25 protein-coding genes are annotated in these 25,434 nt (G+C 71.1%); all 25 read right to left on the bottom strand.

Going from position 1 to position 25,434, the window contains the following annotated elements; genetic code table 11:
• Positions 1 to 77: 77 nt before the first annotated feature.
• The gene (locus tag ABZV94_RS16945; protein WP_356341094.1) at positions 78 to 1,556 is read right to left on the bottom strand and encodes an NUDIX domain-containing protein; all 1,479 of its coding nucleotides are present in this window, start codon (positions 1,554 to 1,556) and stop codon (positions 78 to 80) included.
• Positions 1,557 to 1,648: 92 nt separating this feature from the next.
• Positions 1,649 to 3,040, bottom strand: coding sequence for an MFS transporter (locus ABZV94_RS16940; RefSeq protein ID WP_356341093.1), 1,392 nt, complete (start codon positions 3,038 to 3,040; stop codon positions 1,649 to 1,651).
• The gene (locus ABZV94_RS16935) at positions 3,024 to 4,061 is read right to left on the bottom strand and encodes a phosphotransferase (protein ID WP_356341092.1); all 1,038 of its coding nucleotides are present in this window, start codon (positions 4,059 to 4,061) and stop codon (positions 3,024 to 3,026) included. The genes ABZV94_RS16940 and ABZV94_RS16935 overlap by 17 nt, the downstream gene beginning before the upstream one ends.
• The gene (locus tag ABZV94_RS16930) at positions 4,058 to 4,270 is read right to left on the bottom strand and encodes a hypothetical protein (protein ID WP_356341090.1); all 213 of its coding nucleotides are present in this window, start codon (positions 4,268 to 4,270) and stop codon (positions 4,058 to 4,060) included. Before ABZV94_RS16930 ends, ABZV94_RS16935 begins: the two co-directional genes overlap by 4 nt.
• A 2-nt stretch (positions 4,271 to 4,272) precedes the next feature.
• Entirely contained in the window at positions 4,273 to 4,593 is a 321-nt protein-coding gene (locus ABZV94_RS16925) for a hypothetical protein (protein ID WP_356341089.1), read from the bottom strand.
• A complete protein-coding gene (locus ABZV94_RS16920) occupies positions 4,593 to 6,593 on the bottom strand; it encodes an ATP-binding cassette domain-containing protein (RefSeq protein ID WP_356341087.1) in 2,001 nt (666 codons plus the stop codon). Before ABZV94_RS16920 ends, ABZV94_RS16925 begins: the two co-directional genes overlap by 1 nt.
• A gap of 397 nt (positions 6,594 to 6,990) precedes the next feature.
• The gene (locus tag ABZV94_RS16915; RefSeq protein WP_356341085.1) at positions 6,991 to 7,971 is read right to left on the bottom strand and encodes an endonuclease III domain-containing protein; all 981 of its coding nucleotides are present in this window, start codon (positions 7,969 to 7,971) and stop codon (positions 6,991 to 6,993) included.
• Position 7,972: 1 nt separating this feature from the next.
• Complete coding sequence (locus tag ABZV94_RS16910) at positions 7,973 to 9,004, bottom strand: WYL domain-containing protein (protein WP_356341084.1); 1,032 nt, start codon at positions 9,002 to 9,004, stop codon at positions 7,973 to 7,975.
• Positions 9,004 to 9,747 (bottom strand): SDR family oxidoreductase, encoded by a 744-nt coding sequence (locus ABZV94_RS16905; RefSeq protein WP_356341083.1) that lies wholly within the window; start codon positions 9,745 to 9,747, stop codon positions 9,004 to 9,006. The genes ABZV94_RS16910 and ABZV94_RS16905 overlap by 1 nt, the downstream gene beginning before the upstream one ends.
• Complete coding sequence (locus ABZV94_RS16900) at positions 9,744 to 10,160, bottom strand: hypothetical protein (RefSeq protein ID WP_356341081.1); 417 nt, start codon at positions 10,158 to 10,160, stop codon at positions 9,744 to 9,746. Before ABZV94_RS16900 ends, ABZV94_RS16905 begins: the two co-directional genes overlap by 4 nt.
• 10 nt (positions 10,161 to 10,170) lie before the next feature.
• Positions 10,171 to 11,175 carry an amino acid--tRNA ligase-related protein gene (locus tag ABZV94_RS16895; RefSeq protein WP_356341080.1) on the bottom strand — a complete coding sequence of 335 codons (1,005 nt, stop codon included), beginning with the start codon at positions 11,173 to 11,175 and terminating at the stop codon, positions 10,171 to 10,173.
• Positions 11,172 to 12,122: an LD-carboxypeptidase gene (locus tag ABZV94_RS16890; RefSeq protein ID WP_356341078.1), complete on the bottom strand. Its 951-nt coding sequence runs from the start codon at positions 12,120 to 12,122 to the stop codon at positions 11,172 to 11,174. The genes ABZV94_RS16895 and ABZV94_RS16890 overlap by 4 nt, the downstream gene beginning before the upstream one ends.
• A gap of 77 nt (positions 12,123 to 12,199) precedes the next feature.
• A complete protein-coding gene (locus ABZV94_RS16885) occupies positions 12,200 to 13,624 on the bottom strand; it encodes a radical SAM protein (protein ID WP_356341077.1) in 1,425 nt (474 codons plus the stop codon).
• On the bottom strand, positions 13,621 to 14,652 hold the full coding sequence (locus ABZV94_RS16880; protein ID WP_356341076.1) for a radical SAM protein: 1,032 nt from the start codon (positions 14,650 to 14,652) through the stop codon (positions 13,621 to 13,623). The genes ABZV94_RS16885 and ABZV94_RS16880 overlap by 4 nt, the downstream gene beginning before the upstream one ends.
• A 159-nt stretch (positions 14,653 to 14,811) precedes the next feature.
• Entirely contained in the window at positions 14,812 to 15,435 is a 624-nt protein-coding gene (locus ABZV94_RS16875) for a hypothetical protein (RefSeq protein ID WP_356341074.1), read from the bottom strand.
• Positions 15,432 to 15,923: a LuxR C-terminal-related transcriptional regulator gene (locus ABZV94_RS16870; protein WP_356341073.1), complete on the bottom strand. Its 492-nt coding sequence runs from the start codon at positions 15,921 to 15,923 to the stop codon at positions 15,432 to 15,434. Before ABZV94_RS16870 ends, ABZV94_RS16875 begins: the two co-directional genes overlap by 4 nt.
• 87 nt (positions 15,924 to 16,010) lie before the next feature.
• Positions 16,011 to 17,246, bottom strand: coding sequence for a cytochrome P450 (locus ABZV94_RS16865; RefSeq protein WP_356341072.1), 1,236 nt, complete (start codon positions 17,244 to 17,246; stop codon positions 16,011 to 16,013).
• The gene (locus ABZV94_RS16860; RefSeq protein ID WP_356341070.1) at positions 17,243 to 18,493 is read right to left on the bottom strand and encodes a cytochrome P450; all 1,251 of its coding nucleotides are present in this window, start codon (positions 18,491 to 18,493) and stop codon (positions 17,243 to 17,245) included. The genes ABZV94_RS16865 and ABZV94_RS16860 overlap by 4 nt, the downstream gene beginning before the upstream one ends.
• Positions 18,490 to 19,089 carry an ATP/GTP-binding protein gene (locus ABZV94_RS16855; protein WP_356341069.1) on the bottom strand — a complete coding sequence of 200 codons (600 nt, stop codon included), beginning with the start codon at positions 19,087 to 19,089 and terminating at the stop codon, positions 18,490 to 18,492. Before ABZV94_RS16855 ends, ABZV94_RS16860 begins: the two co-directional genes overlap by 4 nt.
• The gene (locus ABZV94_RS16850) at positions 19,070 to 19,396 is read right to left on the bottom strand and encodes a DUF742 domain-containing protein (protein WP_356341067.1); all 327 of its coding nucleotides are present in this window, start codon (positions 19,394 to 19,396) and stop codon (positions 19,070 to 19,072) included. Before ABZV94_RS16850 ends, ABZV94_RS16855 begins: the two co-directional genes overlap by 20 nt.
• A 26-nt stretch (positions 19,397 to 19,422) precedes the next feature.
• The gene (locus tag ABZV94_RS16845) at positions 19,423 to 19,857 is read right to left on the bottom strand and encodes a roadblock/LC7 domain-containing protein (protein ID WP_356341066.1); all 435 of its coding nucleotides are present in this window, start codon (positions 19,855 to 19,857) and stop codon (positions 19,423 to 19,425) included.
• On the bottom strand, positions 19,850 to 21,181 hold the full coding sequence (locus ABZV94_RS16840; protein ID WP_356341064.1) for a histidine kinase: 1,332 nt from the start codon (positions 21,179 to 21,181) through the stop codon (positions 19,850 to 19,852). The genes ABZV94_RS16845 and ABZV94_RS16840 overlap by 8 nt, the downstream gene beginning before the upstream one ends.
• A gap of 190 nt (positions 21,182 to 21,371) precedes the next feature.
• Positions 21,372 to 23,216 carry a glycoside hydrolase family 15 protein gene (locus ABZV94_RS16835; protein WP_356341063.1) on the bottom strand — a complete coding sequence of 615 codons (1,845 nt, stop codon included), beginning with the start codon at positions 23,214 to 23,216 and terminating at the stop codon, positions 21,372 to 21,374.
• Positions 23,213 to 24,019, bottom strand: a complete 807-nt coding sequence (locus tag ABZV94_RS16830) for an SAM-dependent methyltransferase (RefSeq protein ID WP_356341061.1) — start codon at positions 24,017 to 24,019, stop codon at positions 23,213 to 23,215. Before ABZV94_RS16830 ends, ABZV94_RS16835 begins: the two co-directional genes overlap by 4 nt.
• A gap of 181 nt (positions 24,020 to 24,200) precedes the next feature.
• Positions 24,201 to 25,121 (bottom strand): Scr1 family TA system antitoxin-like transcriptional regulator, encoded by a 921-nt coding sequence (locus ABZV94_RS16825; RefSeq protein ID WP_356341059.1) that lies wholly within the window; start codon positions 25,119 to 25,121, stop codon positions 24,201 to 24,203.
• Between the last annotated feature and the right edge of the window lie 313 nt (positions 25,122 to 25,434).

Below are 25,434 nucleotides of genomic sequence, written 5' to 3'. Positions count from 1 at the left end.
CAGAGACGCTTGCAGCAGGCGTCCCCGCGTGCCGCGCGAATGGGCGGCGTAGGCGGCACCGATCGCCGCGGAGCCGCTCAACGTTCCCACCCCAGCTCGCTGTAGGAGCGGCCGGCCCGGATGCCCTCGATCGCGACACGGGTGTAGGGGACGATCGGCTCCGGCAGGTCCTTCGCGTCCCACCACTGCCAGGCGAGGCACCGGTCGGGTTCGCGTACCTCGGGGGTGCCCTCCCAGTGGCGGGGGCGGAAGAAGAGCTGGATTCTCGGCCGGGCTCCGGGCCGGTCCATGGTGTGCACCGTGTGGACGAGCTCGAGGTCGGCCGGATCGATGACCAGCCCGGCCTCCTCGAACGCCTCGCGGGCAAGACCGGCGGTCGCCGCCTCCGCCTCCAGGTGTCCGGCGAGGGCGTGCCACGATCTGCCCGCGTATGCGGAGTCCGGATGCCGCAGCCCCAGGAGGACCTTGCCGTCGCGCTCCAGGTGGAGGTGGACGCCGACGACGTGCAGCGCGGTCCCGGCCGGGGCCTCGCCAGGCACTGGACGGGCAGCCTCCGGAACTTCCACGGCGGGGTGTTCGGCCGCGTGGCGGCGGATCAGGTCGGCGAGTCCGGGGCTGAGCCGGAGCCGGTCGAGCATGTCGACGGTGAACCACTTCAGCAGGACACCTTCGCGGAGCTCCACCGTGTCTGCATCACCGTTCCAGCAGCCCGCGTAGACCACGATGGGCACCGCCAGGCCGTCGACACCGGTGGCCTCCTCCACGGCGTACGGCGTCAGGCCGGCCGGTTCCAGGCCGGGCACCTCTTCGGCGAGCTCCCGGCGCAGGGTCGCTTCCAGACAGGAGTCCCCTGGTTCACGTCCACCACCGAGGAGGGCGAACGTCCACGGCTCCCAGATGCCGTCCCGGTCATCGCGCAGATGGAGCAGGTATCGGCCGGCCTTGTCGTGGATCAAGGCGCTGGCGTTGACGGGCTCCGGCTGTCCGTCGAGGCCTTCCGCCTCGGCGTCCAGGAGCTTGGCCCGCAGCGTAGGGGAGCGCACATCGGCGAACGGGAGCCACTGCGCGTCGGCGACTTCCTCATCCTGCAGGGCCAGCGCCGGGGGCTGCGCGGCCGCGAGGTAGAAGACGAAGCGGAAGTCGAAGTGCAGGTGGGCGGGCTCGTCCTTGGCCGGACTGGCGTCGATGTCGTGGACGTCCACGTCGATCGGCGCATCGAGGAACTGCGGGGTCAGGTAGAGGTCGCCGGGATGGATCCCGGCCTCTTCGCACACTTCCCGCAGGGCCGCGGCGAGGAGCGTACGGTCGCCCGCCTCCACATGGCCGCCGGGGGCGAGGAGCAGCCCGCTCGCCCGGTGGCGGATGTGCAGCACGCGACGGTCGCGGTCGATGACTACCGCGCTGCAGGTGATGTGCGCGGGCAGCGTGGCGCGGCTGGACGGCTCACCGGCGCCGTCGAGGACAGCCAGCAGCCCGTCCAGTGCCTCACGTTCCTCGGCATGACGGGCGAGATAGGTCTCGATGGTCGCGCGGATATGGGAGCGGGAAGGCGGCACGTGATCACCTCGGGAAGTGCGGGGCAGGGCGTGGGCGTGGTGTGAGGGGAGCGGCATGCGTCGAGGCGCACGGGATGGGGTCGGGGCCGTGCTCACGGACCTCCTCCCGGCGAGCGGTCGTGCCGCACATCCCCCGGCGCTGCAGGTTGGGGCACAGCCGGTTCACGCGGTGATGGCGCTGGTTGCGCGAGGGCGGCCCCGGAAGGAGGGGGCGCGGCGGGCGAGCCGGGCATCTCCCGCAGGCTGCGCAGCGGGGAGCGGTAGAGAACCACGAGGGGAGCGACGAGGAGGCAGGTACCGGCGGCCAGGGTGGGGCGCACGCCGATCCACGTGCCGAGCCCGCCTGCGAGGAGCGCGGCCACCGGTCGTGCACCGGAGGTGAGCCAGGTACTGACGGCCTGCATGCGGGCCTGCATGCCGTCGGCGGTGACGACCTGGCGAATGGTGCGCTGGGTCGTCCCCGCGGCCCCGGCACAAGCTAGCTGAAGAAAGAGGGCGGCACCGATGGCGACCTGCCAGACCAGGCCCGAGGAGGCGAGGAGCAGAGGGATCTGGGCGAGCGGGGTGATCGCGAGCGCGGCGAGCATCATCGGCCCGGGCCCGTACCGCGCCGCGAGCGAGGGGGCGGTCAGCGCCCCGGCCGCCGCGCCCAGCGCCCCGAGTCCCAGGATCACACCGAAGGCGGTCGCGCCCATGGCGAGGGACCGGAGCAGGTACAGCGCCCACAAGGTATTGAGGAGCGCCAGGGCGAACGACGTCGTCGCGTTGACGAGGGTGAGTGTGCGCAGCCGGTGGTCGCCGTTCACGTAGCGCAGGCCCTCACCGATCTCGGTGTGCAGCCGGCGGTCTTGTGCTGCCGGCCGGGAGCTTTCGGGGGACTGGATGCGGGCGGTGCACCAGGCGCTGACGAGGTAGGACAGGACGTCCCCGAGAAGGGCGCGGGCCGGGCCGAGGAGCGCGGTCAGGGCGGCGCCGAGATTGCTGCCTGCGGTGGCGGCGACGGCGAAGAGAGCGCCGATGCGGCTGTTGCTCCGCTGGAGCAGGGACCGGTCGACCAGGCTAGGCAGGAGACTGATCGCGGCGGCGTCGTGAAGCACCCCCGCCGCGCCCTGCACCGCTGCGACCACCATCAGCTGGGTCAGGGACAGCCGGTCCAGCGCGGCCGCCACGGGCACGCTGGCCAGCGCGGCGGCGCTGACCAGGTCGCCGGTGATCATCTGCTTCCGTTTGGAGTGGCGGTCGGCCAGGGCCCCGGCGTGCAACGCCAGCAGCGCGGGAGGCAGTTGGCCCAGGAACGTCAGCCAGGCGACCTCGGCGGTGGTCGCATCGAGTTCGAGCACCGCAAGTACGGGGATCACCATGCTGCTGATCGAGCTGCCGGTCACGCTGGCTGCCTGCCCGGTCAGGTAGCGGCGGAAGTCGCGGTGCCGCCACAGCGACGGCCGGGCGCCGGAAGACGCGGAGGGGTCAGTGGAGGAGGTCATGGAGCACCTCCTCGGCTTCCGACAGGCGCTCGCACAGCTCGGACATGGCCGCATGCCGGTTGCGGCCGTATGCCTCGAGTTCGGGGGTGACGGCGGCCGGGTCGTCGACGACCTCGGCCAGGGGATACACCGAGCACGCCAGGTACCCGGCGGCGATCCGAGGTACCGCGAGGAGTTCTTCGGCCGGCAGCGCCGGGTTGGCCGCCCGGTAGGCAGCAACAGCTTCGGTGAGGCCGGTGGGCCACTGCGGCTGTGCCAGAACGGTGCGCGGGTCCAGGACGATCCGCCCGAGCTCCCAGGCGGGGCTGCGGTGACCGGGCGGCCGGAAGTCGATCAATGCCGCGACCTGCTGTCCGCGCAGAAGCAGGTTGGGCGAGGCCAGGTCGCCGTGGACGACCTGCACGGTCAAGGACGCCGGCAGCTCTTTGACCATGGCGGCTACAGCGGGCAGTGCGTCGAGCCGCCGGGCGGCGGTCTCGCGTGCCCAGGCGGAAAACCCCGTAGCGGGCGGCCTCTTGGCCAAGAGGGCGAGCAGCCGGCCAAGGCGCTGCCGGGCCCGTTTCACATCGCAGACCTCCCGGGCGGGCACGCGGCGCGGAGGCCCGGCCGGGTGCCGGGCCAGGGTCCGGTGCAGGCGGCCGACCGTCTCGCCCACCGCGGCCCACCGGTCGCCGGACAGGCCGCCCTCCGCTGTCTTCGCGTTCTCGACGAACGCCGCGACCGACACCGCCATCCCGCCGGCGGCCGCGATGAGGTCACCGTCCAGGGTCTGCCGCACCACCGGCACCGGGATCCGGCCGAGCCTCGCGAACTGGCTGAGCTCCAGCGCCTGGCGCTCCGCCTCCAGATCGGTGCCCGCCGGGTAGGCCTTCACGAACCACCGTCCGCCTTCGTTGTCCCGGGCCACGTAATTGCGGGTCGCGGTCCCCGCAGGACCCTCGCCGACCGCGGTCGGGATGATCCGGTAGAACAGCGGCAGGATCCCCGCCACGACCATCACGTCCGACTCGACGCCGCTCATCGCCCCACCCCCGGCCGGCCGTCCGCGTCGGCCAGCAGCTGACGCAGTGCCCGGGCATCCGCCTGCAGCTGCTCCTCGTCCTGGCGCCCGAGATCGAGCGCCTCGAAGGGCAGTGGCCCGCCCGGAGCCGGGTCCGCTCCGTTCTCGCGGCGTGGAACGCAGTGCCAGTGGGCGTGCGGGATGCGGTTCCCCAGCAGCAAGTAGTTCATCTTCAGCGGCTCGTAGAACGCCTCCACGCCGCGGCCCAGGGCGAGGACGTCGCGCCAGAACGCGGCCGCCCCCCCTCGTCCAGCTCGGTGGGCTCGGCGACATGACGGCCGGTGTAGATCACGACGGCGTACCCGCGGACCTGCCCGCTGCGCCAGAGGTAGGAGTTGCTGACCTCTCCGCGCCGGACAAGGAGGCCCCAGCCGATGTCGTCGGCGGCGAAGTCGTTCGCGCACATCGGGCAGTTGGTGCCCCGACGGTGCCTGGTGAAGTTCTCCGGCCAGGCCCCAGAGGGCGCCAGATGGGGGCGTGCGTGGTCGGGCATCACGCCGCCTCCCCGGCCTCGGCGGTGTAGCCGGCGGCCTGGAGGGTGAACATGCCGGCGTACTCGCCACCGAGGTCCATCAGCTCCTGGTGGGTGCCGCTCTCGATGACGCGGCCGCCGTCGAAGACGTAGATGCGGTCGCAGGCGACGACGCTCGCCAGACGGTGGGAGATCAGCACCGTGATCTGGTCGGGGCGCGGGTTGTCCCGCAGGACCGCCTCGTACACGGCGTGCTCGGCGCGGGGGTCCATGCTGGCGGTCGGCTCGTCCAGCAGCAGGACGGGAGCGTTCTTGTACAGGCCGCGGGCGACGGCGACCTTCGCCCACTGGCCGGCGGACAGTTCTTGACCGCCGCGGAACCGCTTGGACAGCAGCGCCTCCCACCGGCCGGGCAGTGCGGCGATGACCTGCTCGGCGCCGGAGGCCCGTGCGGCGTCCAGGGCCCGCTGCGGGTCGGCCTCGGTGAGGGTGCCCCGGGAGACAGTCAGGTTGGCCAGCGCGCTGAACGGGAAACGGACCGGGTCCTGGAGCACGCAGCCCACCCGAGCCTGCAAGGACTCGGTGTCCATGTCGAGTACGTTCACGCCGTCCCAGCGGACCGTGCCTCCGTCCTGGGGCTCGTACAGCCCGGCGAGGAGCCGTGCGCAGGTGGACTTGCCGGAGCCGTTGACGCCGACGAACGCGACCGTCTGACCGGCGTGCAGCGTCATGGAGATGCCGTTGAGCGCCGGGGTGTCCTTACCCGGGTAGGTGAAGGACACGTCGTCCATGGTGATGGTCTTCACCGTCTCGGGGGCGGGTAGCCCGCTGCGGCGCGGCTGGAGGGTGCGGCAGCGTTCCTGGAACGCCAGGAGGTCGTTCACCCACATGGCGTGCTCGTAGACCAGGTGGGAGACGTCGACGAGCCGGGTCAGCGAGGACTGGGCGGCCTGGATGGCGAGGACCGCGCCCGCGCCGGCGGCCAGGGGCAGCCAACCAGCGATCAGCATGGCGCCGAGCGCCGTGTAGGTGATGCCGGTGCCGATCCCGCCGACGGCCCGGCCTGCCAGGGTCAGCCCGGCCGAGCTCACGCCCAGGCGGGTGTCCTCCTCGGCGATCCGTGTGGTCAGCCGTCGGTGCTCCTCCAGCAGCGCGCCCTGGGCGGTATCGGAGCGGAGCTCGGCGGCGGCGTCCCGCTCCAGCAGCAGCCAGGAGAAGACCCGCACTCTGCGCTGCAGGGTGTTCCACCGCTTGAAGCTGTGGAAGCGGGCGCGGGCGGTGCGTACGGCGGCCGCGCCGACGGGCAGCACGGACAGCAGGAGCAGGGGCAGCAGGGCGGGGTGGAGGACGCCCAAGACGCTGGCGGTGCCGACGAGCCCGAGCAGTGCGGCGGCGAGGGAGACGACCTGGCCGACGATCTGCCTCGCGTAGAACAGGCCGCGGTCGTTGGCCCGGTAGGCCTCGTCGTGCCAGTCCGCGTCGTCGACGACCTCGAGCCGCACATGGGCGGTCAGGGTGAGGAACTCCGTCTCCAGCGCGGTGCGGATCTTCGGTGTCACCCGGGCCTGGGCGACGGCGACGCCCGCCTCCAGGAGCGCCCGTGCGGCCAGGAGGCCGACCACGACGGCGAGTTGGGGGATGGCCGCGCGCACCCGGCCCGGCGTGGGCCCCTCGGCGAACAGCTCCCGCAGTACCGCCACCGAGGCCATGAGCCCGAATGCAGTCATCGCGGCCGACGCCAGCTGCAGGACCACGACCGCGAGGGTCGCGGTCCGGTCCGCGGCCCAGGCAAGCCGGCCGATCTGGCGCACGATTCGCGGAAGACGCGCGAGAATCTGCCCCACCGTGGCCTTGGACGCGGCGCCGTCGTACACGGACCAGTACGTCTCCTCCAGGCCGTCGGCGATGTCCCCGTCGTGCGGTCCGGCCGGCACGGCGGCGGGCGGCAGCGGAAGTTCGGCGCCGCGCGGGGCGGGGACCGCGCTCTGTCGGATGCCGTCTGCATCACTGATGTCGTTCATGCCCCCCACCTCGTATCCGGTCGTGCTGCGCTGCGAAGGGCGTCAACCCGGCGTCGGGTCCGCACCAGGTGCGGGACGGCAAGCTGGAGATGTTCGAATGCGGCGGGAGGATTCACGAGGACGGGCACGGGATTCACGGGGTCCTCCAGATGGGTGCGCGAGGGGTACTGGTGCTCTAACAACGGCCCCCGGATGGACCCGTAACGGGCAGGCCCGGGGCAGATCGTGGACAAAGGTTCTATTGAGGGGTAGGTGGCGCTTCAGTGCGGCTCGGCGGGTGCCGGGGGACACTCGAACGCTTCGTGTCACCCGTTCGTGGACTTGCCCTGCGGTCGTGAGGGCATGGCTGGGGAGGCAGCGGCGCCGGGCGCGGCTGCCCTTGACCGGGGCCGGGGAGTCAGCGCGCGGGGTTCTCCAGGGTCTCGTTCCAGGCGTCGATGCCGTCCGGGTCGAGGAGTGGAGCGACGGGGGCGTTGAGGTACTCGTGCTCGACGAAGTACAGGCCTGCGGTTCCGGCGCGGCCGGGGAAGAGCTGGTTCAGGCGCCGGGTGACGGCTTCCGGTGCCGCGTCGTCGGCGTCGAGGAGCCGGCGGGCGAGGATCTTGCGGTTCCACACGTCGATGCCGAAGGCGGCCGGGTCCCGGGAGGCGTGCGAGGCGATCACGGCGGCGGTGTAGGGGCCCACGCCCTTGATCTGCTGCACGGCCTCGCCAAGGTCGTCGGCCGCTTGGAGGTCTTCGGTGGTGTGCTCACGGAAGAACGCGGCGTAGTGGGGCAGGCTCTTGGCGCGGAAGCCGAGCCGGTCCTGCTCCTTGAGCGTCTCGGGGGTGACTTGGGCGATCTCGGTGGGGGTGAACCAGGCGCGCAGGGTGATTCCGTCGAAGTGGACCAGGCGGCCGTGGTGGACGAGGAGGTTGCGGGTCATCTGGGTGGTGCGGTGGATGGTGACGTTCTGCAGCAGCAGCGCGATCACGGCGATCTCGAAGTGGTCCTCGGGGCAGGACTGCCGCATGCCGGACAGATCGCGCAGGACGTCGCGCATCTGCGGTACCCCGGCGGCGAGTTCGGTGAACTCGGCGAGGTTCTCGTCCAGGCCGTAGGAGGTGATGAGCCGGCGGGTGAGGTGTTCGCGGTGGGCGGGCTTGTAGTCGCCGTCGGTGTAGACGTCGGCGATCACGGTGCGGTCCTCGGCGCGCAGCCGTACGCCGGCTACGAGGTCGTCGACGCGGAAGGTGCGCCAGCTGCGGGTTTCGGTGTGGGCTTCCAGGCCGGTGAGGTAGTGGGACGGTTTCCAGAAGGTGTGCAGGGCGTTGAACGGGCCGTCGCCGGTGACGGGCAGTTCGAGGGTGTCGGTGTGGTCGAGGGGGGTGGGGCGCACGTCATGCTCCTGGGTGGCGGCCGTGGGTGGTTCGGAGTCGGGAGTCGTCGTGGGGGAGGCCGTCCGGCGGGGCGGGGCCGGTAGGGACGGCACGGTCGTAGACGGCGAGGGTGCTGCGTAACTGGGCGATGACTGCGGTGCGCAGTTCGGCCGGTTCGATGATCTCGACGTCGGGACCGTAGCTGGTGACCAGGGGGATGAGCCATGCCCAGCGGTCGACGAACAGGACGATCGTCAGCGAGCCGTCGTCGTGTTCGTTCACTCGGGAGGTGGATTTCAGGCTCAGGCGCAGCAGTTCGTCCCGGGCCGCGGGGGCCACGCGCAGGGAGACGCGGACGTCGCCTTTGCCGTACTCCTCCATGGTCTGCTGCCACCACTCGCGGACGGAGAAGTCCTCGGGGTAGGCGAAGGTGAGGTCGGTGGGCTGGAGCCGGTCGACCAGGTTGAGCCGGAAGCGGGCCGGGGCGCCGGTGGGGTGGGCGGCGACCATGTGCCACTCGCCGGCCTTCCACACCGCTCCGTAGGGTTTGAGTAGACCGGTCTTGTGCCGGCCGTCCTTGGTGCGCCAGGTGGCCTCGAGCGCGGTCGCGGTGAGCATGGCGGTGCGCAGGACGGGCAGGTGGCCGGAGCCTTCGTCGCGCCAGTACCAGTCGGCGGTGTCGAAGTGGATGCGCTGGGCGAGCCGGCGGATGACGTCCTGGACGCTGTCGCTGACGCCTGCGGTGCGGGCGCGTTCTTCCGCGCTCGCGCTCTGGTCGGCAGTGTCGAGGAAGCCGAGGACGTACAGCCGCAGGGCGTGGTCGGAGTCGATGGTGAGGGGGTCGAGGGCGCTCTCGGGTGCGAGGCGGTAGCCGCCGACCTTGCCGGGCGTGGCCTGGATCGGGATGCCGTGAGCGGTGAGGGCGGTGATGTCGCGGTAGATGGTGCGTTCGGAGACGCCGAAGCGGCTGGCGAGGTCCCGTGCGGGCACGGTGGTGCGGCTGCGGAGCACGTGGACGATACCCAGTTGGCGGGCCCGGGCCGGGTCGACCATCAGCGCAGTGCTCCGAGCGGGTAGACCTGACCGGTGACGTAGGACCAGTGCGCGGCGGTGGCGAACTCGATGCAGGCCGCGGCGACTTCGTCCAGGGCCAGGGGCCGGCCCCAGGGCAGTTGTGCGAAGTACTCGTCGGGGTCGGTGACACCCTTGAGGGCCATGACGTGCGCGGCGAGGGGGGAGTCGATGAGCGAGGGGGCGATCAGATTGACTCGGACGCCGTGCGGGTGCTCTTCCTTGGCCAGGGTGGTGACGAGGGCTTCGAGGGCCGCCTTCGCCGCGCTGTAAGGGCCGTTGTTCGCGCGGGCGGCCTGTCCGGCGTCGGAGCCGACTGCCAAGACAGCGGTGCTGTCGCGGCGGGCGCGGTCGGCCACCGCGTGCCACGTGCTCACCAGGCTGAGGACGTTGGCCTCGTGGACCGCTGCGAACTCGCTGAGGGACGTCTCGCCGACCGGGCGCTTGCTGGAGGGCGCTCCGACGCAGGCGAACACCGCGTGCAGCCGGCCCGGCTGGGCGGCGACTGCCTCGCGCAGCGCCCCGGTGGAGGTGTCGTCGGCGGTGTCGAACCGCACCCAGGTGGTGTGCCCCGCGGGAGGGGCGGGCTCGGACGCGCGGGTGCGGTAAGTGGAGATGACGCGCCAGCCGTCACTTGTCAGGCGGCTGCGGATCGCGGTGCCTAGCGCCCCGCTGCCGCCGGTGACAACGGCCAGCGGGGCACTGGAGGACGGGTGAGACGTCACTGGGCCGCGGCCTCCGGCTGTGCGGGGGCGTCGGGGTGGTCGGTGTCGAACATCTCGGCGAAGCGCATCTGCTCGTCGGGAATGCCGAAGAGGGATCCCACGGCCTGAGCGTGGGCGATGGCCGCCGCATCGCCGCGCCGGATGGCGACCACGGTGTGCGGGAACGCGACCAGCATGCGCTCGCCGTCCAGCAGGTGCGCGTAGAACAGCCGAGGCTTCAGGACGGCGGCCAGTTCCAGCGCCAGCTCTGGCGCTCGGTCGGCCGGCACGGTGAGCTCGATGATCTCGATCGGGGTCTGCTCGTCCAGCAGATGCGCGTAGCGGCGGTCCTCCAGGCCGGAGAACGCCGCGGGGAGCGCTCCGCCGGTGAGGCTTTCGGTGATCACCACCGCGCGCAAGGTGGGCTCGGACACGTCGGATCCTCTAGTGGTAGGGGAAGGTCAGGGTCTCGAACACGGTCCGGCCGGTGCACAGCGCCAGCAGCCGTTCGATGCCCAGGCCGAAGGTGAAGACGTCCGCCGGGTCATAGTCGATGTCGGCGAAGAAGTCGACCGGCCCTTCGTCGGCCGGCACGCCGTGGAGCTGGGTACGCAACGCGATGTTGGTCTTCACCATCGGCCGGTAGTCATCGGCGGTCCGCAGCTTCACCCCGCCGTCGCAGAGCTCCACGCCGGCCGCTATCAGGGAGAACCGCTGGGCCCGCCCGCGGTCGTCGACGCGGGAGTTGTGACGCAGCTCGTAGGGAAAGCCGTACAGCACGACGGGGGTGGTGACAGCAGCCTCCACGGCATGCTTGACGAACTCCTCCATCACCGCCCACGGCGAGCCACCGGCCGGCAGGCCATGGCCCTTGAGCCAGGCCTGCGCCGCCGCAACAAGCTCGGCCCCCTCAGGGGCGCGGCCGACGCCGAGCGCCTCGGCGATCGCGTCGTCGACCGCGCGGCGGGCGATGACGGAGAAGTCGACCCCGCCCGGAGTCTGCAACGACGCGAACGCGGCCGTCACGGTGTGCTGGACCAGCTCGGTCACCAGCCTGATGCCGTCGTCCAGGCAGATGTCCCGGGCGGCGGTCTGCAACATGGTGAACTCGATCGCGTGGGTCTCATCCGCCCGCTCGGCCCGGATGGCCTTACCCAGGTCGTACACGCGGTCCACGCTCATCACCAGGCGCCTCAGGTGCTCCTCCGCCGAATGCTTGAGGTGGTACGCCTCGCCGGTGAGCGGATGGCTGGTGGAGAACTGCGGGATCGGTGCGCTCTCCCGGGCCGCGCACAGGACGGGGGCGGCCACCTCCGTGTATCCGGTCTCGTACAGCCACGCGCGCATGGCCCGCATCAGGTCCGCCTTCGTCAGCAGCAGGTCTCTCTCGGCGGGGTGCTGCTTGAGCAGGGTCCCGTACAGGCGCCGTTGGTCCGGGGCGATCGTCACCCCTCCTCACCTCCCTGCGCGGTCCACGGTGAGGTGATGGTCAGGCCATGGGCGGCATCGGAGTCCAGGAGAGCTTCCGAGCCGATGGGCAGGGTGTGCTTGAGCGGGGTGTGGCCGAAGGGCAGTCCGAAGGCGACGGGGAAGTCGTACTCGGCGCACAGGTCCATGACCATCTCGTGCGCCGACACGCCGCCGGAGGGCTCGCAGCTCACCAGCTCGCCAACGACCATGCCGGCGATCTGGTCGAGGACACCGCGGTCGCGAAAGTGCGTCAGGGCCTGGTCCAGCTGCTCGACCGGTTTGAAGGCGTCCTCCCACGCCAGCACGGCGCCGTTCCAGTCCGGCTCCCACACCGTGCCCAGCAGGCAGCGCAGGGAGGACAGGCAGCCGACGACCAGATGCCCCCGGGCGGTGCCGGTGCGCGCCCAGGTCAGCGGGGCGTCGATGCGCGCGGCCGCGGCGTCGCCGGCCAGGACCGCGGCGAAGTGGTCTCCCGTCGCGGCGGGCGGTTCCTCGGCGCCGAAGTCCCACAGCACGGCGGGGCCGTGGAAGGTGATCAGGCCGGTGCGGGCGGTGATCGCGTTCAGCAGCAGACTCGGGTCGCTCACCCCCACGATCGGTTTGGGGTGCTCGGCGATCAGCTCGTAGTCCAGGCCGCGCAGCAGCCGGTTGGCGCTCTTGCCGCCACCGGCGCACACCACCGCGTCGATGTCGGGGTCGGCGATGAAGGCGTGGAAGTCGTCCACAAGCTGCGTCTCGCTGCCGGCGCGGTAGCCGTCGCGGTTCGCGGCGTGCGATGCGATGACGGGCTCGTAGCCGCGGCTGCGCAGACGGTCCAGGCCTCGCTCGAAGATGTCGGGATGTGCGGCCGGTTCGGGAGCGGACACGGTGACGACGCCGACGCGGCCGCCCTTGGTGAGGGGCGCGGGCAGGAGACGGGCGGACAAGGTGCTCTCCTAACAGAGACGGACCACCCCAGTACCTGGGGTAGCCAGGCGGGTGCTGGGGGTGACAGTAGGGGGTGTCAGCGGGCGGGGGCCAGCCGCATGCGGGTCGCCTCCCGGGCGCGGGCGGCGGTCTCCTCACTGGTCCAAGGGGTCAGGGAGGTGTAGTAGTCGAACCTCGACCAGTCCTCCAGGGAGTCGGGCGGTTCGAAGCCCATCGCGACCGCCTTGTCCCACAGCTCTCCCACGCCCGGGTAGGGGGCGAACAGGTGCACGCGGGTCTCCGGCACGGGGTCGAGCTGGCGCAGTTCCTCGATCAGGGTGTAGGTGTCCTCCACCTCCGCGTCGGTCTCTCCCGGGAAGCCGACGATGAAGGTGTAGGAGCCGAGGATCTTGTGGGCGGCGATGTCGGCGGCGACGTCGAGGATCTTCTCCCGGGTGATCTCCTTCTTGACCACCTCCTCCAGCACGCGGTCGTTGCCCGATTCCACGCCCATCAGCAGCCGCGAGCAGCCGCTCTCGGCGATCCGCTCCAGCAGCGGCAGGCCCTTCTTGCGGGCCTTGAGGATGTCGTTCGGGTTGATGCTGGCCGCCCACCGCAGGTCCAGCCCGCGTTCGACCAGTCCGTCGCAGAAGCCCATCGCACGCTGCAGGTTCACGAAGAAGTCGGCGTCGTAGAACTTGACTCCGTTGATCCCGAAGCGCTGCTTCAGGTCGGCGATGTCGTCGAGGAGGTCACCGGCGAGCATCGCCGAGTACTTGCGCTTGTAGATCTTCTCGTAGCAGAAGTCGCACTTGTAGACGCAGCCCTGGGAGCTCACGTAGTTCAGGGTGCGGGTGGCCACCGTCGGGTCGTCTCGGATGTAGTCGGCGACATTCAGCAGCGACCACGGGTAGGCGCCGAGGATCCCGGTCCGGGGCGGGTTCGGCTTGCCTGTAAGGACCTGCTCGCCGTCGTCGATCCGCAGGCCCGGGACCAGGCGGCGGGGCAGGCGGCCCAGGAGCGACTGCACGTACTGCAGGATGGAGTTCTGCCCGGGCCCGGTCAGGACCGCGTCCACGAGCGGGTGGACGGCGGTCTGCTCGGAGAGCACGTTGACGTGCGGGCCGCCGAAGACGACCGGCGGGCACGAGGCCCGCTTCTTGGCCGCGTGAACCATGTCCAGGGCGTGGCCGATCTGCCCGCCGCCGGTCATGATGCTCACCCCGATGCACACCGCGGCGTCCAGGTGCTCGTCCAGGAACGCCTCCCACGCCTGCTTGTCGCGCTGGTTGCCGTCGAAGAGGACGACGTTCACCAGACCGCTCTCGAGCAGCGGCTTGGCGAGTGTGAGCAGCGAGAACGGCATCCAGTGGTAGACGTAGTCCTTCTCGTGGTCGATCTTCGGGTACGCGAGGATCACGGTCGGCCGGCCCGCGATCGGATCGGTCGCGGCGCCCGGCTGGGCGCCGGCAGCGGGTTGGGGAGGGACGGACAGTGCGGGCAGGCCCAGGAATGTGGTCACCGGCTCGCCCCCGTCAGCTCTGTGGGCTTCGTGTCGTCCCTGCGGAAGGCGGCCGCGGCGTACATCTCGAAGGCCGCCTCGATGTGGTTGTGGATCCCGGCGGTGTCGCCGGCGTCCAGCAGCCCGGCGAGGTCGACGGTGACGTCCTCGCGTAGCAGGCAGAACTGCAGCCGGGCGTCCGCGGTGAGCCGCAGGGCCATCAGGGCGTCGTGGCAGGGGAAGAGGGGGCAGCCTCGACACACCGCCCCGTACCAGGCGCCGGCCGAGGAGTCCTTGATGACGACCTTCGTGCCCGACGGCAACGTGAACACGGTCATGGGGTGGCCCAGCCCGCCCTGTTGCACGACTTCCTCGTCGACCGCTCGGGTCCGCAGTTCGCCTGCCAGTTTCTCCAGCGGCACGTACAGGTCGGGCAGTTGCACCTTCCGCTTGATCTCCAGCCGCCGCGTGAAGCTCTCGCTGCTCTCACCGAGGTCCTTGATGACGTCCAGCAGCTTCACGCTGTGGACTCCGGCGTCTTCGCAGAACGCGATCAGCCGCTCGATCTCCGGTGTGTTGATCCCGGACATCACGACCACGTTCACCTTCACCTGCACGCCCGTGGCCACGCAGCGCCTGATCGCGGTGAGGACCTCGGCGTGGTCGTCGACACCGCAGATCTCCTTGTGCAGGCCGGCATCCAGGGTGTCCAGCGACACGTTGAATAGCGTCGCCCCGGCCTCGGCCAGGGCCGGGGCGAGCTCACCGATCCGCGGGTGCCGGGAGATCACCTCGACCTCGCGCATGCCCGCTTCCTGCCGCAAGCGGCGCACCACCTCGACGAGCGGCTCGTACAGGGCCGGATCGCCCCCGGTCAGCTTGATCCCGTCGACGCCCTGGGCCCGCACCACGGACGCCACGGTGATGAGACGGTCCGGATCCAGGTCAGTGCCCGCCTCGGTGGCCACCGCCTCCCCCGACGGCCGACAGTAGAAGCAGCTTCTCTTGCAGCGGGAGTTCACCGTCACCCGCACCTGCGGTAAGCGCATGTCATCCATCCCTCGGACTTCGCTGACATTCACTGTGCACAGCCTCCTGGTAGCCCTCTGTCATCAGCAACGACTTCGGCGAATCGTGATGTCAGGGTTTGTCGTTGAGAGGATCGAAACCCTGACACGAGCTTTGCCCTGCAGGCATGTGGGTTCTCATCACGTACTCACCACCGGCCTGGGCAGGGCTGTGTCGGGTGCGGAGATCACCGCGGGGAGCGCGCCGCGCAGCTCGGCCCGCAGTCGCAGACGCACCACATGCTCGCCTGCGGTGCTGCGGACGGCTGGCAGGCCGTCCCATCCAAGGTCCCGCAGGGCATTCAGCAGTGTTGTGCCCTTCGTGCTGGTAACGGTGGCTGGGATCTCCCACCAGACCCACTCCAGTCCGTTTCGTGCCGCGTGGTCCGCGAGCCACAGAGTCAGCAGCCGCCCCGACTGCTCGTTGCGCCCTGGGACAGGCGGAATGAGAGACACGCAAAGCCCGCGGCCGCGGCCGTGTGCGCCCCAGTGCCTCATGTCAGAGTTCGGGTGCGCGACGAGGCAGCCGGCAAGGACACCGTCTTCGTACAGGCCGAGCACCGTTGCCTGCGATCGGATCAGGTCAACCAGTTGGCCGGTGGGATGGTTGGCGCACTGCTCCGCGAGCTGGCGGGCGGTGTCTTCCGCGAGGGCTGCGGCCTCCGCCCTCGCGGCGCCGGTGACAACGGGCAGCAATTCGTACGCCGGCCTCACGGCGGTGCTGTCGGCCGTCGGCACGCGGCTGGTGCCCTTGACGCTCATCATGCCCGTCCTGCCATCGGCGTGGCAGCTTCCCGGGGACAGGGTGTCGCGGTGGCGCCGAGGATGCCCCAGATGTGGGCCAGGCCGACCAGGTGGGTCGCGTTGCGCGCATGTGCCTTGTCGACGACGGCGTCGATTTCGGTTCGCACGTCCCTGGCGCGCACGCCGATCGTGGTGCCGATGTCCTCGTTGCCGGTGTGCTCGGCGATCGCCCGGATGACCTTCCGTTCGTGCTCGGTGAAGGCCGGAGCGGGCCCGACGCTGGCGGGCGGCGGGACTTCCCGGGCTGTGAGCAGGGCATGCAAGAGGACGGCGGGCGAGGAGCCGGGGCACCCCATCTTCTTGCGTACCGCGCTGAGGTGGCTGGCCACCCCGTCCACGGAGAGGCATACCTGGCGGGCGATCGTCGCGTTGGAGGCGCCGTAGACGAGGCGCGCGGCAATGCGACGCTGCTGCTGGGTGAGGGTCGGTCTGTTCAGGGCGGTGGTCATCAACAGGTCCTGGGTCAACGACGGGCGGGAGGCGGGAGGGCACACCCGGGGGTCGGGGTGGCTCCGTGGCGACGTGAGCGCCAGCTTCTACGGCGTGGGCTGCAGTACGACGGGCAGCGCGGTGACGTCGGTGCCGATGAAGGAGCACTGCGGCTGGAGGTCCTCGACGGCGCAGGCCAGGGTGAGATGGGGGAAGCGCTGGAACAGGGCGGGCAGCGCGACTTCGGCTTCGAGCTTGGCCAGGCGGGCGCCCAGGCAGTAGTGGATGCCGTAGCCGAAGGCCAGATGCTGCTTGTCGGCGCGGTCGATGCGGAAGGCGTCGGGGTCCTGGTGGACGCCGGGGTCACGGCCGTGGGCGCCGAAGCCGATGATGATCGCTTCGCCTCCCCGGATGACGACGCCGTCGCCCAGGTCGATGTCCGCGGTGGCGTAGCGCAGGGGCAGAAACATGATCGGCGGGTGCAGGCGGAGCGCTTCTTCGATGACGTCGCTCCAGCGTTCCGGGTCGGCCAGCACGGTGGTCAGCTGGTCGGGGTGGGCGAGGAGTTCGCGGACGGCGGCGTTGATGAGGGCGACGGCCGTCTCGCTGCCGGCGCCGATCATCAGGATCAGGGTGGAGATAAGTTCGGTGTGGCTGAGCCGGTCGCCGTCCTCCTCGTGGGTGGCCAGCAGCAGGCTGGTCATGTCCTCGCCCGGATGGCTGCGCTTGGTGTCGATGAGGGCCTGCATGGCCGCGGCGAGGGCGGCGTTGATGTCTTCGGCCTCAGAGGCGGTGACGTCGGTGGTGAGGACGGAGTCGATGACGCGCAGCATCTGGGGGCGCTGGTCGGCGGGAACTCCGAAGAGGTCGCAGATCACCCGGGTGGGGATCGGGTAGGAGAAGTGGGCGCGCATGTCGAGTGGGGCGGTGGGGTTCTGCTTCTGCAGGTCATCGAGGAGGTCGGTGACGATGGCCTGGATGGCCGGGCGCATCGATTCGATCCGGGCGGGGGTGAACGCGCGGTCTACCAGGCGGCGCAGGCGCTGGTGGTCGGCGCCGTCGGAGGTGAACATGCTCACGACGTCCACCCACGGGTACAGCCACGGTATGGAGCCGGGGGTGTGGGACGGCCAGGACGCACGGGCGTCCTTGGAGACGTGGGGGTGGGTCAGGAGCTGTTTGGCGATGTCGCCGCGGGTGACGGCCCAGGCGGTGACGTCGTCCGGCATGCGCACGCGGACAGCCGGGCCAGCGGCGCGCAGAGCGTCCACTTGGGCGAACAGGCGGCGGCCGCCGCTGCTGTCGAGGGCCACGGCCGAGGCGGGGGCGGGGTTGGTGGTCATGAGATACCTCCTGTGAGGGCAGTGGCGGGAAGACGGCTCTCCGTTTTGGGGCGGAAGGTGACGGGCATCGACTGCGGGCACTGGTGGAAGGGGCCGTGCCGCAGGAGCGGGTCGGGGCTTTCGTCGGTCAGCGTCATGTCCCAGAGCTGGTCGAGGATCGTCTCGACGGCCGTCTGCACGATCGTGGTGGCCTGGGAGATCGCGGGACAGCGGTGCGGTCCGGCCGACCAGGCGAGGTGGGCGCGGTTGTCGTAGCCGAGGCCGTGCGGCAGTGCCGGGTCGGTGTTCGCGGCGGCGTGGGAGATCAGGACCGGCACCCCGCCCGGGATGTACGCCCCGTGCAGGGTGGTGTCGTGGCGGGCGAAGTGGACGGAGAAGTTCGCCATCGGGGAGCGCTGCCACAGCGCTTTTTCCAGGGCCCGGCGCACGGTGAGGGTGCCGGCGGCGAGGCTGCCGGCGTACTCGTCGTCGCGCAGGAGCAGGTGCAGGGTCCAGGCGGTGCAGGCGGCGACGGGGATGACGCCGGCGCCGACGGCGCAGAAGAGCTGGTGGAGCGCTTCGTCATCGCTCAGCTTCGCGGCGTGGTTGATCATCCAGGAGGTGAGGTCCTGTCCGGGCCGGGTGCGGCGCAGCTGGATGAGCTCGAACAGCAGCCCGGCGAAGTCCGCTGCGCCGCGAGCGGCTTGGGGGCCGGCGCTGATGAGGTCTTGGCAGGCGTGCACCATCCGGCCGGTCATCTCGGGCGGGCAGCCCAGGAGTTCGGCGAAGACGAGCATGGGCACGACGTCAGCGAAGTCGGCCATCAGGTCGGCGTGGCCCTGGCCGATGACGCGGCCGATCAGGGTCAGCGCGCTGCGCCGGGTGATGTCCCGGAGCCGGTGGGGGTCGATCCGGGCGATGCAGTCGTCCATCGCCCAGCGCAGGCGGGCGTGGTCGTCGCCGTCGGTGTAGAGGACGGAGGGCCGCCAGGCCATCATGCCGAGCACCGGACTGTCGTGGGGGACCTGGCCGCTGGCCAGCGCGGTCCACCGGCGGGAGTCTTTCGAGTAGGTGCGGGAGTCGTTGAGGAGGGTGATCGCGGCCCGGTGCTGGGTGACGACGAGGGCGTGCACGTTGGGGGCGATCTCGGCCCATGCGGCCGGGCCCTGGGTGCGCAGTTGGTCGTAGACGGCGGCCGGGCGGGCGGCGAACGTGGCGCCGTGCAGCATGGGGCAGCCGCTGGCGGACAGCGGGGGCGGCATGGTCATGGGGCGGGCTCCAGGCGGGGGCGGGAGAGCAGGTGGGAGACGAGCGCGATCAGCGGCTTCTTCGCCGACTCCCTGCGCCGCACGTCGCACTCCACCAAGGGGGTGGACGGGGCGAGGTCCAGGGCCTGGCGCAGCTCGTTCTCGCCGTAGCGGGGGGAGTCGGCAAAGGCGTTGACGGCGACGACGTAGGGCAGGCCGGCTTCCTCCAGGCGTCCCATGGCGTCCCAGGACTCGGTGAGGCGTGAGGTGTCGACCAGCACCACGCCGCCGAGCGCGCCCTGCATCAGCTCGTCGATCATGTAGCTGAAGCGGGGCTGGCCGGGGCCGCCGAACAGGTACAGCACGATGTCGTCGGTCAGGGTGAGGCGGCCGAAGTCGAGCGCGACCGTGGTGGTGGCCTTGTCCGACAGGCCCTGCAGGGTGTCGATGGCCTCGCCGGCTTTCGTCATGCGTTCCTCGGTCGAGGCCGGGCGGATCTCAGAGACGGCTGCGACGAGGGTGGTCTTGCCGACGGCGAACGGGCCCAGGATGACGACCTTCACGGACTGCTCGACCCCGGGCGCCAGGTAGTGGCCCTCAGAGTTTGTGGAGCGCATTGAGGATCCTCTCCAGCAGCTGTTGGTCGTGCTGCTGCGCGGCGGGGACGGGGTTGCGGCTGATCAGGTGGCCGCTGTCGACGAGGGATGCGACCAGGACCTTGGTCACGGCGGCCGGGAGCTGCAGGTCAGCGCTCACCTCGGCCAGCGACAGCACGCCGGGCAAGCAGTGCTGCATCAGCCGTTGGCAGTGGGCGTCCAGTCCGGCCAGGGGCTTGTCCGGATCGGCGATCAGGAGCGTGGCCAGGTCCAGGGTGCGGCGGGTGGGTGCGGCCCGGCCCCCGGTGGGTGTGTAGGGCCGCACCATCCCAGCACGCCGCCGGCCGCGGGGAGTCACGAGGTCCTGGACGCGGTCCGCGCTCGCGCGGACAGCGTTGCACTCAGGGCCCGGATGGCCTTGATGGTTGCCGCTGTGACAACCGCGACCTCGGGCTTGGTCATGTCCTCGCCGACCGCGACCGCGAGCACGGTGTTGTGTCCGGCGCTGAAGATGAGGACGCAGCGGTCGGGCAGGTCGAGGATCATCTTCCGGGGAGTCTCGTCTTGTGGTGCCTGGGCGAACTCGGTGAGGCTGCGGCCCAGAGAGAACAGGCTCGAGACGCTGGCGCTGGTGCGGTCGGCCACGTCGCGGTCGAGTCCTTCGGACGTGGCCAGCCTTAGACCGTCCGAGGACAGGAGCACCGCGTTCAATACGCCCTTCTCCTGCGCGAGCTTGTTGAGGACCCAGGACATGTCGTGCGTGTCGGCGGTGGGCTGCTGCTCAGGCATGGGGGTGGTCTCCTTCGATGGGCTGCGTCTCGGTGTCGTGGATGGTGCGCCCCAGGTGGGCGAGGCTGGCGGAGAACGTGTCGGGGTCGTCCGCCGGCGCCGGCGCGCTGTCACGGACGGGGGCTGCCGGACGGGGGGTGCGCCGGCGCCGCTGCGGCAGTCCCGCGCCGACCGCTCCTTCGCCGGCCGGGGCGTGGCTGTCCCCGGGGCGTGCGGGCAGGCCAGCGGTGGGGGCCGGCTCGGTGGGTGCGGTCATCGCCGCGCGGCGTTCGGCTTCGATGTCCTCATCGCTGGGGCCGATGCCGAACAGATCCCGCGGGATGCGCAGCACGGCCCGTACGCCGCCGTAGGGGGAGGTGCTGGTGACATCGGCGGCGAACCCGTACTCGCCGGCGAGGCGGCCGATGACGGCGAATCCGAGCCGGCCGGTGTCCGTGACGGTGGTGACGTCCAGCACGTCGTGCTGCGCCAGCTGCTGGGCGGCCTCCTCGCGCTGGAAGGCGTTCATGCCCAGGCCGCCGTCGTCGACGACGATGCAGTACCCGGTCTGGAACGGCTGCACCTGGACGAAGACTGTGCCGTCGGAGTAGGCGGCGGCGTTGGCCAGCAGCTCCGTGAGTGCGACGGTGACCGGCTCGACGATGCGCCCTTCCAACCAGGTCTCCCCGGTGCCCGGCTCGTAGGTGTAGGTCACCCGCCGGTAGTCGCTGATCCGTCCCCGGGCCGATTCGACGACCTCCCTCACGGTGCAGTCCGCGCGCTGCAGACCGGGCCACGATCCGGTCAGGATCCGCGTGCGCTGCAGGGTGTGCAGGGCCTGGGTGACCAGATGGTCGATGTTCATCAGGCTCTCGTGGTACGCGGTGCCGTCAGGGTGGCGGTCCATCTCCTGCAGGACCATCATCTGACAGCGGGTCAGCCGGGTCTGTGCCTCGTCGATGATGTCGCGCACCGAGGACCGTGCCGCCTGCCCGATCTGCTGCCGGGTGACGGCGACGGCTTCCTTCAGCGACCGCCCTACTGCTTGGAGTGCCTGCTCGACGGGCGTGCCGGCGAGCTGCTCCTGGCTCAGGCTCGGGACGGCCACGCCGCGGTGCCCGCGGGCGAGGACGTCCACCAGGGCGGGCATCGTCGCTTCGGCGAAGTGCCCCACCTCCGCTTGAACGGCGCTGGAGTGCGCGGCCGCAGCATCGCGCTGCTCTTTCAGCGATACGGCCTGGGCGGCCAGCAACCGTTTGCCGCGCGACTGGGCTATGAGTCCGGCCGACGTGGCGACGAGGCCGGCACCGAGCAGGGCGGTGACGGTCACCTGGGGATCGAGCATGGGGCTCCTCACACGTGGGGGTCGACGGTGGACAAGGGGCGGGGGCATCGGCGCGGTCGCGGGTCGTCCGGATCCGCCGAACGGCCACGGCCCGGCGGCACGCACGGCGTTCGCCCCATCCGGCTGCCGGCACCCCGGTGGGCTAACGCGCGCGGACCGCACAGGTGGCGAGGCGTGTTCAATCGGCTGCTCACGCGGCCACCACCGGCCGGGAAGCCGCCTTCCGCAACTCCTGCAACCTGGCGGCCGAGTTCACCAGGCCCAACATGGAGAAGGCCTGCGGAAAGTTGCCCACCTGCCCCTTGCCGTGCGGGTCGTACTCCTCCGCGAGGAGACCGGTGTCGCTGCGAAGCGTGAGCAGCTTCTCGAACAGCTGCTCGGCCTCGGTGAGTCGGCCGGTGAGCGCGAGGGCGTCGACCAGCCAGAAGGAGCACAGCAGGAACGCCCCTTCGCCGCCCGGCAGGCCGTCCATGCCCACGTCCCGCCCGGCCGTCGGGTACCGGTGGACCAGCACGCCGTCTGGGGCCAGTTCCCTGCGCACGGCGTCCACCGTGCCAACCACCCGCAGGTCGTCGGCCGGCAGGAATCCGGTGTGCGGCAGCAGCAGGAGCGCCGCGTCCAGCTCCGTCGAGCCGTAGGACTGGGTGAAGGTGTTGCGGACCGGGTCGTAGGCGCGCTCGCACACCTCGGCGTGGATCTCCTCACGCAGGCGCACCAGCTCGTGAAGGTCCGCGTCGAGGACTCCTTGGTCAGTGAGGTGGACCGCGCGGTCGACGGCCACCCAGCACATGATCTTGGAGTGGGTGAAGTGACGGCGGCCGCCGCGCACTTCCCAGATCCCGTCGTCGGGCTGACGCCAGTTGATGCGGACGTAGTCGACGAGTTTCAGGATCAGGCTCTCGGTGCTCTCGCAGCGTGCGACGCCGTACTCGTGGGCCAAAGCGAGCGTCTCGATGACCTCACCGGGCACATCCAGCTGGAGCTGGTCCACCGCACCGTTGCCGACACGGACCGGGCTGGAGCTCGCGTAGCCGGGCAGCCACGGAAGCTCCCGCTCCGGAATGTCCCGGCGCCCGTCGAGCCGGTACATGATCTGCAGGTTGTGCGGATCGCCGCCGAGCGTGCGCAGCAGCCACCGACGCCACGCCACGGCCTCGTCGCGGTAGCCGGTCCGCAGCAGCGCGGACAGGGTGACCGCGGCGTCCCGCAGCCAGACGTACCGGTAGTCCCAGTTGCGCACCCCGCCCAGCTCCTCGGGCAGGGAGGTGGTGGGTGCGGCGACGATCGCGCCGGTGGTGGCGTGGGTGAGGGCCTTCAGCGTGATCAGCGACCTGACGACGGCCTCGCGATACGGGCCGTCGTAGACCAGCTGGCCCACCCACTCCTGCCAGAACGCGCTCGTGTGCGCAAGGGCCGCGTCGGCGTCGGGAACCTCGGGGGCGGGGGCGTGGGAGGGCTGCCAGCTCAGCGCGAAGGCGACGCGGGCGCCGGCCGTGAGGGTGAAGCGGTGCTGGACGGCGCCGTCCTTGTCCGCGCCGGGGGCGGGCGCATCCAGCCAGAGCGCGTCCGGCCCGGACACCGCCGCAGTACGCCCGCTCTCGTCAAAAATCCACGGCAGGCGCTGGCCGTAGCCGAAACGCGGGGAGAGCGTCGACGTCATTTCCACCGTGCCGGTGACGCCCTCGACGATCCGGATCACCTGCGGGGCGTGCCCTTCCCGGGGAGGCATGAAGTCCATGAGACGGACCGTGCCGGAGGCGGTGTCCCACTCGGACTCGACGATGAGCGTCTCCCCCCGATACCGGCGGCGCGCCGCCCGCGCGGCGGGCGCGCCCGTGGGGGCGGCGGGCGCTATCCGCCAGAAGCCGTGCTCGTCGGTGCCGAGCAGGCTGGCGAACGCGGCGGCCGAGTCGAATCGGGGCAGGCACAGCCAGTCGATGCTGCCGTCGAGGCCGACCAGGGCGGCGGTCTGCATGTCGCCGATGAGCGCGTAGTCCTCGATGCGCGGGCGCCTGCTGGTGAGCGGGGTGGTCATGTGGTGGGGTCTCCGGTCGTGGCGAGTGCGGCGTAGCCGTGGGATTGGTCGAGCCCGGCGTGCTGGCTGAGCGGCCGGTTGAAGGCGGCGCCAGGAGGCTGCCAGGTGGCGGTGGTCACGAGCCCGCAACCGCTCAGCAGGGTCCACGGAGCGAGCAAGGCCTCGATGACCGTGCCGGGGCGGGGCCGGAAGAAGATCCCGGCGTCCTGGCAGACCTCGGTCAGCCGCACCATCTGGCCTGCGGGCGTGAAGTCGCCGGTGGCGTGGGTGAGGGAGAGCACGGACCCCGCGGGGAGAAGGGCACGCAGCGCTGCCAGGACAGTGCGGGCGGTGTCGTCATCGAGCCACGGCACGACGTCGTGCAGCAGCACCCCGATCGGACGGTCATGGTCGAACTGCTGGATCGGCGCGGCCGCCAGGAGGGCGGGCACGTCCGTCAGGTCCGCGAGCAGCGAGGCGGTACCGGCGCGCTCGGCCAGGATCATCCGCGCGTGCCCCTCAACGACGCAGTCGTTGTCGACGTAGACGATGCGGCGCACCGAGTCGGGCAGCTGGCGGTGGTCATCGTGCGGCAGGCCGCAGCCCAGGTCGATGACCTGATCGATACCGAGTCCTCGCGTAAGGTAGTGCAGGACCCGGAGCCAGTGGCCGCGGTTAATGCGCACGCTGGCCGGCAGCCACGGCGCGACCGTGAGGAGCGTTCGGGCGAAGGCCCGGTCGACGGCGTAGTTGTCCGTCCCGCCGTCGAGGTGGTCCTGCACCCGTGCCAGGACCGGCTGCTGGAAGTAGTGCGGAGGGATCACGGTCGCGCCTCCCCACGCTGCCCAAGGTGCGTGGCGCACCGGACGCCGGCGCCCGCTCCGTCGGCGTGGCGTGCCCGACGGACACGGCCGTCGAAGGCCTCCTGGTCGAGGATGAGGAGCCGGGCCATGGCAGGGGCAGGGGAAGGGGAGCCGAGCAGGAAGGCGAGTAGCTGGGCGGCGGTCATGAAGCGGCCCTCCGCTCCATCTCCTCGGCGGCGTTCACGAGCAGCTCGTACGTCTCCTCGCGGCTGCACGCGGCGCCGACGGCTTCGCGCAGGCCGGCGCTCACGGCTCTGGCGGCGCCGGAGCCGGTCTCGTAGCTGGGGAAAAGGCCGAGCGTGGTCACCAGCCGGTGTCCGTGGACGGTCACCTCGGCCGGCGAGGTGACTGTGTGGACGAACAGGACCGTGTTCATCGGCAGGATGCGGACGGCCAGTCCCTGACCGGCCGCATCCTCGCTGCTGACGAGGTGGGCCAAAGACCGCAGCTGCCTTGCCATCACCGCAGGGCCCCCGACCGCCTTGATGAGCACCGTCTCGTCCAGCAGAACTGTCCGCTGCTGGCCCGCGGCCCTCGAGATGCGGTGCACCCACCGCGGCAGCCCGAGTACCGGCTCATCCGGGGTGGTGCACACGGCGGGGTCGAGCAGCGCCTGCTGGTAGGCCTGCGTGCGCAGGCCGGCCGGGACCAGCATGCAGAACTCGACGATCGCGCTCGCCCTGTGCCGCACGGCGATGTAGCGGGCCGTCGCTTCTTCGCCGGCCACGTCTCCCCAGTAGTCGTGCGGGGCGCGCCTGGCCAGCCCCTGCTCCGCGCGCTGGCTGCGGGCGTAGTACTGCGGCGGCATGCTCACCAGCAGGTAGTCGGCGTGCTTCCCCCTCACCCCGTAGTGGCGCAACAGGTTCTGCAACGCATGCTGGGAGATGGAGGACTCAGCCCGCTCCCACCGGCTGACGGCCGAGATCGAGGCTCGGGCGGCGAGGGCCGCCTCCTCAAGGGTGATATCTCGCGCCTCGCGCAGGCTGCGCAGGTAGACGCCCACCACGATCCGGGCAGGCGCCTGTGGCACCTCGGTGGGTGGCGGCGCAACGACATCAAGCATGGCAGTCCTTGGGTGCGGTGGGTGGGGCGGATTAGGGCAGGTGACGCGGCGCGGACGACGGGGCATCGGTGGGCTCAGGCCCGGACCGGCGGTTCGTTCTCGGCCCTCGAAGGACAAGTACGGCCATCGCCCCCACGACCAGAACTGTGATGATCAGCCCGGTGGTGGTCACCGCCGTCTCGGCACGGATCCGGCGTAGATGACGGTGAGCATCGCGACGACGAACACGGCGATACGCCACTGGTTGCGGCTGGGCCGCCAGGCCCGCCCGCGCCTGCCCGCCGACTCACGCCTGCGCACGGCACACCTCCCG

Origin of the sequence: Streptomyces sp. NPDC004658 (assembly GCF_040609555.1) — a bacterium.
GTDB lineage: Bacteria > Actinomycetota > Actinomycetes > Streptomycetales > Streptomycetaceae > Streptomyces.
The sequence above is the reverse complement of the archived record's forward strand: the minus strand, read 5'-3'. Positions and strand labels throughout refer to the sequence as shown.

Bases quoted from the DNA above. Each gene is read 5' to 3' on its own strand.
- ABZV94_RS16940 (WP_356341093.1), bottom strand. From the start codon at position 3,040: ATGACCTCCTCCACTGACCCCTCCGCGTCTTCCGGCGCCCGGCCGTCG.
- ABZV94_RS16935 (WP_356341092.1), bottom strand. From the start codon at position 4,061: ATGAGCGGCGTCGAGTCGGACGTGATGGTCGTGGCGGGGATCCTGCCG.
- ABZV94_RS16930 (WP_356341090.1), bottom strand. From the start codon at position 4,270: ATGAACTACTTGCTGCTGGGGAACCGCATCCCGCACGCCCACTGGCAC.
- ABZV94_RS16925 (WP_356341089.1), bottom strand. From the start codon at position 4,593: ATGCCCGACCACGCACGCCCCCATCTGGCGCCCTCTGGGGCCTGGCCG.
- ABZV94_RS16920 (WP_356341087.1), bottom strand. From the start codon at position 6,593: ATGAACGACATCAGTGATGCAGACGGCATCCGACAGAGCGCGGTCCCC.
- ABZV94_RS16910 (WP_356341084.1), bottom strand. From the start codon at position 9,004: ATGGTCGACCCGGCCCGGGCCCGCCAACTGGGTATCGTCCACGTGCTC.
- ABZV94_RS16880 (WP_356341076.1), bottom strand. From the start codon at position 14,652: ATGCGCTTACCGCAGGTGCGGGTGACGGTGAACTCCCGCTGCAAGAGA.
- ABZV94_RS16875 (WP_356341074.1), bottom strand. From the start codon at position 15,435: ATGATGAGCGTCAAGGGCACCAGCCGCGTGCCGACGGCCGACAGCACC.
- ABZV94_RS16870 (WP_356341073.1), bottom strand. From the start codon at position 15,923: ATGACCACCGCCCTGAACAGACCGACCCTCACCCAGCAGCAGCGTCGC.
- ABZV94_RS16865 (WP_356341072.1), bottom strand. From the start codon at position 17,246: ATGACCACCAACCCCGCCCCCGCCTCGGCCGTGGCCCTCGACAGCAGC.
- ABZV94_RS16860 (WP_356341070.1), bottom strand. From the start codon at position 18,493: ATGACCATGCCGCCCCCGCTGTCCGCCAGCGGCTGCCCCATGCTGCAC.
- ABZV94_RS16855 (WP_356341069.1), bottom strand. From the start codon at position 19,089: ATGCGCTCCACAAACTCTGAGGGCCACTACCTGGCGCCCGGGGTCGAG.
- ABZV94_RS16850 (WP_356341067.1), bottom strand. From the start codon at position 19,396: ATGGTGCGGCCCTACACACCCACCGGGGGCCGGGCCGCACCCACCCGC.
- ABZV94_RS16845 (WP_356341066.1), bottom strand. From the start codon at position 19,857: ATGCCTGAGCAGCAGCCCACCGCCGACACGCACGACATGTCCTGGGTC.
- ABZV94_RS16840 (WP_356341064.1), bottom strand. From the start codon at position 21,181: ATGCTCGATCCCCAGGTGACCGTCACCGCCCTGCTCGGTGCCGGCCTC.
- ABZV94_RS16835 (WP_356341063.1), bottom strand. From the start codon at position 23,216: ATGACCACCCCGCTCACCAGCAGGCGCCCGCGCATCGAGGACTACGCG.
- ABZV94_RS16825 (WP_356341059.1), bottom strand. From the start codon at position 25,121: ATGCTTGATGTCGTTGCGCCGCCACCCACCGAGGTGCCACAGGCGCCT.